The 5006-nt window shown below is 34.6% G+C and carries 6 protein-coding genes and 1 pseudogene; 1 reads left to right on the top strand and 6 read right to left on the bottom strand.

Going from position 1 to position 5006, the window contains the following annotated elements:
* Positions 1–644, bottom strand: a 644-nt coding sequence (locus tag GCA01S_RS17735; protein WP_042412021.1) for a HAMP domain-containing protein, incomplete at its 3' end; no start/stop codon positions are given.
* A 188-nt stretch (positions 645–832) separates the two neighbouring features.
* Here GCA01S_RS17735 and GCA01S_RS21470 point away from each other — a divergent pair.
* Complete coding sequence (locus GCA01S_RS21470) at positions 833–946, top strand: hypothetical protein (RefSeq protein ID WP_232620789.1); 114 nt, start codon at positions 833–835, stop codon at positions 944–946.
* Positions 947–1068: 122 nt separating this feature from the next.
* Here the strand turns inward: GCA01S_RS21470 and GCA01S_RS17730 are convergent, their stop codons facing one another.
* The 5 genes and pseudogenes from GCA01S_RS17730 to GCA01S_RS17710 form a co-directional block, all read right to left on the bottom strand.
* On the bottom strand, positions 1069–1314 hold the full coding sequence (locus GCA01S_RS17730; RefSeq protein ID WP_042412019.1) for a hypothetical protein: 246 nt from the start codon (positions 1312–1314) through the stop codon (positions 1069–1071).
* Positions 1315–1887: 573 nt separating this feature from the next.
* Positions 1888–2196 (bottom strand): annotated as a pseudogene (locus GCA01S_RS17725) (ArsR family transcriptional regulator); the annotation flags it as partial.
* Positions 2197–2272: 76 nt separating this feature from the next.
* The gene (locus GCA01S_RS17720; protein ID WP_026078360.1) at positions 2273–2656 is read right to left on the bottom strand and encodes a DUF302 domain-containing protein; all 384 of its coding nucleotides are present in this window, start codon (positions 2654–2656) and stop codon (positions 2273–2275) included.
* A 119-nt stretch (positions 2657–2775) separates the two neighbouring features.
* Positions 2776–3147, bottom strand: a complete 372-nt coding sequence (locus GCA01S_RS17715) for a plastocyanin/azurin family copper-binding protein (RefSeq protein ID WP_255212304.1) — start codon at positions 3145–3147, stop codon at positions 2776–2778.
* A gap of 1345 nt (positions 3148–4492) precedes the next feature.
* The gene (locus GCA01S_RS17710) at positions 4493–4984 is read right to left on the bottom strand and encodes a GNAT family N-acetyltransferase (RefSeq protein WP_017434106.1); all 492 of its coding nucleotides are present in this window, start codon (positions 4982–4984) and stop codon (positions 4493–4495) included.
* Positions 4985–5006 lie beyond the last annotated feature (22 nt).

The raw sequence follows: 5006 nt of genomic DNA, 5'->3' as shown, positions 1-5006 counted from the left end.
AATTCGTCCTCCCCTTTTATTTGCAGACGAACAGAAAAATCGCCTTTGCTCAATTTTTCGGTCGCCTCTTTCATGCGAATGAGAGGGATGGTAATAACTCTTGATAAGAAGGCAATCGTAATAATGGTTAAAAATACAGAAAGAATTCCAACCATAATGAAATGATGTTTTAACTTATAAATCATGTTTTGAATGGAATCCGTATTTTGAAACATATAGACATACCCTTTGATCTTGCCGTCAATCCGAATCGGGCTTACTGTCGAAATATGCGCCTCTTTTTGCCAATTTTTTTGAACAATCATTCCACTATGGGGAATGTTTTTATTATTTGCTTTTTTTATGATTCTTTTAGCAAATGGTAAAATATGATCTGAAAAATACAATATCTTCCCATTTTCATTTGTAATAACGACATCTGTCTCTGCTTCAGACTCCATCATGGTGACATGTTCTAACGTAGAAGGGTTATAATTTTTTTCTAACACATCGCGATGATTATTCCCTCTTGCCAACAGCTGCTCAAATTCCTCATTAATTCTAGAATTCACCAGAGTAACATATAATGACGCAAATAAAACCGTCTCTATTCCTAATACGAATACAAAAAATAATAGTCCTAATTTAAATGAAATTTTTCGCACTTTTGTCCCTTCCTTATCAGCTTACTCTCCTCCATATAATAACAAACAAATGTAGAGAAAATGTGCAGAAAAAACGGAGATCCCTTAAGGTCGTTTCCGAATAGAAAATAATGAACACGGAGTAGCCACAAGTCCGGATCATAAAATATGTTTTCGTGACCAATTTGTTTGAAAACACAGTTAGTGTCATGGATAAAGAACAAAACAAAGTAATAAAAACGGTTCAAGTAGGTGAAATTCCTAACGGGATAAGACGTCATGTCGTAAATATAAATAAAATAAACAGCAGATTGAATTTTTAAACCTGCTGTTTTTCTTTTCTATTTACTGAAATTTACGTATGAAAAAAGCACCGTAGTTTTAAAGCCTGCAGTGCTTAAATATAACTGATTAAGCCTTGTTACATCTGGTTGTTCATATGCCCTTATTTCATCATTTGTTGATTCATTCTGTCATAATTCATCATATGTTCCATCATTTTTTCTCCGTTATTTCGACACTGTTCATACATTTTTTGTAATTGTTCCTCTGATAAATTTGGATGCATTTGTTTCATCATTGGTAACATTTCTTTCCAACCATTATTATCATCTTTATTTGCTGCAAAGACAGCTGTAGCTAGCATAAAAGCTGAAACAAGTATGAACAAACCTGAAATAAGTTTTTTCATTTTCAACACCTCCATCCTTTTCTGGTTTTAGAATAAAGGAGAAGTATGGAGAAAGTGTTCATAAAAATTTACAAATTTTTGTCGTGGATTATTATTTAGCAATTAGATATTTGCAAAAATCGACTAGAATTTCTAATGGCTCTATCCTGAAAACACCATTTAAGACAAAAAACGGGACCCGCCTAGCCTTCGGAATTGAATTCCAAAGGAAGGTATTTCAGTATATATATATGGTTAATAAGTGCTATGCACTCGTTTTTTCCTCATGACCCCAGCTGCAAGGAGACCATTCGACAGAAGGTTGTTTTCATCCTTCCGATGGCGACGAAATTTTTTCGTCATGGGAGTCTATCCTCATAATCATACTTTGTGCTTACATGTTTCTCTAACAATGTGAACCATTACAAATTAACTTGTAGAATTCGTATGTAATGATATGCGAATAATTCAAAAACCTTTGGTGTTAGTTGAATGCCGCATGTTTGCATCGTCATATAACACCATGAGTTTCAAAAATAAAAAAACAGCCTGCTCGGCTTGCAAGCTGTTTTGCGTATATAGATTCACGTGCTTCTAATGCCCTGCATGTCCTTCTCCAGTTGCGGGAACAATTTCGAGCTTTTCATCGATGATTCCTTGTGTTTGATAAGAGATGGAACGGAATGTACCAGATAAAAATGCGTGATTATACGGTCCCACTGTTGGATCATCCGTAAAAGTGGGTTTTAAACGAGCTAAAAATTCATATATGTCCTTTGTTAGCGCTCCATTCTCTAGCCATATTAAAGGTGCGTGTTTTCCTAGATGGGAAAATGGCGTAGCTGCAATCGCTAATTCAGGGGTTTTCGTTGAAATAAATGATACACCATGCCCCGGATCCGTTATTACTTTTAAGCTTTTCCCAAATTCCATAATAAGATTTAAACAATGTTATTTTCGGTTTATTTTTAGCAGCTATTTATCTGCATTCATCGATACAGGATATCAACCTTTTTTCAATGTCCTCCGCTAAGTTTTTCAGTTCTTCATGATTTATCATGCTGATCAACATGGTTGGTTTTGGCATACCAATTTTTGTTGTTTCATTTTCTTTATACACCACGATTTTGCATGGCAGAAGATAACCTGCTAATAAGTTTTCAGAAAGCACACGCACTGCCTCTTGCGGATTACATACTTCCAAAATCACAAATGGTATTGGAAAATCGAATCCTTTTTCCTGCAGTTTTTCCGTTACACTAAATTCCCACAAAATTCCAAACCCTTCTTTTTTCAAGCTTTCTTCCAACATCTTTATCGTTTCGTTTATTTCCTTTTGTGTTTCAATCGTATAATGAAACACCTTCATTCAACCGCCCTTCTCCAACATATTGCATGTTATTTCACTTTAGTTGTATGTAAAACTAAACAATAATATAAATGGAAAAAGCCGAGCATTGTCTCGGCAACCACTTCACTTTGTTAAAAAACTTCAACGAATCCAACCATACCAGATTCTTTATGTCCGGGAACCGTGCAATAAAAGCGAAAAACACCGTTTTCGATTGGTATGAACCTCACTTCAGCGGTTTTTCCCGGTAAAGAATGAATATGAACGGTTTGATTTTTTAAATGATTCCCATGATGACTCTGTTGTAAAAGGGATGCTTTCATATTTTCGAATTCGATATCATGTTCAACTTTACCACTATTTTTGAGAATTAAGGTTACGGGTTGTCCTACAGTCAGTTTGAAATCTTGAGGGAAGTAAGCAAATTCGGTTGCTTCAATGACTACTTTTTTCGTCTTTGTACTGGAATTCAACGGGGAGACAGACGACTTATTATGGGTCATCGAGTGACTCATACGGGAATTTTTTATGGGCATGTTATGGTCTTGAGCAAGTTCATTGTATAAGTGGTTATAGGTATAGAAAACCAGCAAAAAGACGATTGATAATAACAATGGATTATGGAATATTTTGTTGATGAAAGATAAACGGTTAAAACCTAAAATTTTTTAAGACTTCTTCTTTAGCTTCACGCACAACTGTTCTTTCGTGATGCTCACCTTTCGTTCACTCTTCCATCGGACAGCTGAATAAAAGTGCGTTTCTTATTCAAGTATCGCCATCCGTTAGCACAGCAAAGAAACTCCTTAACATTATCAAAATTTTACTTTAATTTTTTGATTATTTAGCACATAGTTCTATTTATAGTTTTGACGGCTGGAGAGATGTTTTTCAGAGATAATGTTGTAATCCCTATGGTACGATAAATGATCTCATTCTAAATGAATAATACAAATGTGTGATACACGAAACAAAAGCATTTCAGGAAGTATACTGATTCCAAGATCAGCTTGATTTTCAGCAACTTCATATTTCGATCTTTGGTGACACTTGATTTTCCTTTAAAATCACATTGTTATCGCTCCCCCGCTCTGGCATAATAAACAATCTTCTTCCAGTTAGGGAAAGGAAATCATCTGTTGTTCATGAAAGAGATTCATCCAACAACAGTGCATACTATTCTGTCTTTTTTAAAAAGGATGCTGTCAAACGATTTAGATGTAAGTAAAGACACAAACACGAAATCTACTGCACTATTCCATTGATCAATATTATCGTAATCCCCTTCTAGTAGTTTAACTTAGAAGGATGCTGCATCTGGAATTGTTTTATAATTCTGGACAAACTGCTGTGATCAACTAGACAAATAAGAACGAATATGCTATTATCTTAGTAATCTTATCCAATTTTTTGGCGGTAATTATCATTTTTTATACGAATTATCAAAGTTTATACGCGATTATTAAGTTAACTTACTTTTTTATCATTTTTTTATCGTTTCACTTTATATTATGTAAACTAATCATTTTCCCCGAATTTTGAGGGTTTCTTCCCTCAAGTGCCCATATGTACATTGACAGAATTCTGTATGAATTAATGACAAAATTTTATATGGTTAACGAACCTCGTGCATAATGTTTTAATTGACATAATTTTATATTGATAAAATGCAACACATAAGTATACATAATTTAATTTTTATTTGACTCAGAATTTCACTTGGCTAAATGACACAATTATACTTAGTTCTAATTTTAGTGACAGAATTATTTTGGTTTGCTATTGAATCCAAGAATAATTCTGTCACTTTTTTATGCAAATAGTAATTTACATAATCTAAAAGTCATTTCAATCTATACCTACAATTTGACTACGACGTTCAAGCAATACCACATCACGCCATACTCCATTTAACTTTCCTATACGTTGTCTTATACCAACTACACGAAATCCAACACTTTGGTGTAAACGTAAACTTGGTATGTTTTCAGGGAAAATCCCCGCAGTTAATGTCCAAAATCCTTTTGCCTCTGATTCTTTGATCACGGCTTGTAGAAGTTGTTTTCCAATTCCTTTTCCTCGACTCACATCTCGAACATACACACTCACCTCCCCTACCCCTTCATACACGCAACGATCCGATACTTTACTGATCTTACACCAGCCTTGAATGCCTTCTTCATCTTCAGCGACTAAACATAAATTTGCGGCAATGGTCGATTCCCATTTTTCAAACGATGGTGCTGTCGTTTCAAACGTTGCTTGTCCTGTCGCAATTCCTTGCTCGTAAATTTCCTTCACTTGCATCCAATCCTCTTTGCGAAAGCTACGAATGTTCATATGAAAAATCCCTCCCTCTATA

It is taken from the genome of Parageobacillus caldoxylosilyticus NBRC 107762 (assembly GCF_000632715.1).
Lineage (GTDB): Bacteria > Bacillota > Bacilli > Bacillales > Anoxybacillaceae > Saccharococcus > Saccharococcus caldoxylosilyticus.
This window is presented reverse-complemented; position numbering and strand designations above follow the sequence as displayed.

What these genes read in the sequence shown, in the direction of transcription:
- GCA01S_RS21470 (WP_232620789.1), top strand. Translation starts at nt 833, where the DNA reads ATGGATAAAGAACAAAACAAAGTAATAAAAACGGTTCAAGTAGGTGAA.
- GCA01S_RS17730 (WP_042412019.1), bottom strand. Translation starts at nt 1,314, where the DNA reads ATGAAAAAACTTATTTCAGGTTTGTTCATACTTGTTTCAGCTTTTATG.
- GCA01S_RS17715 (WP_255212304.1), bottom strand. Translation starts at nt 3,147, where the DNA reads ATGACCCATAATAAGTCGTCTGTCTCCCCGTTGAATTCCAGTACAAAG.
- GCA01S_RS17710 (WP_017434106.1), bottom strand. Translation starts at nt 4,984, where the DNA reads ATGAACATTCGTAGCTTTCGCAAAGAGGATTGGATGCAAGTGAAGGAA.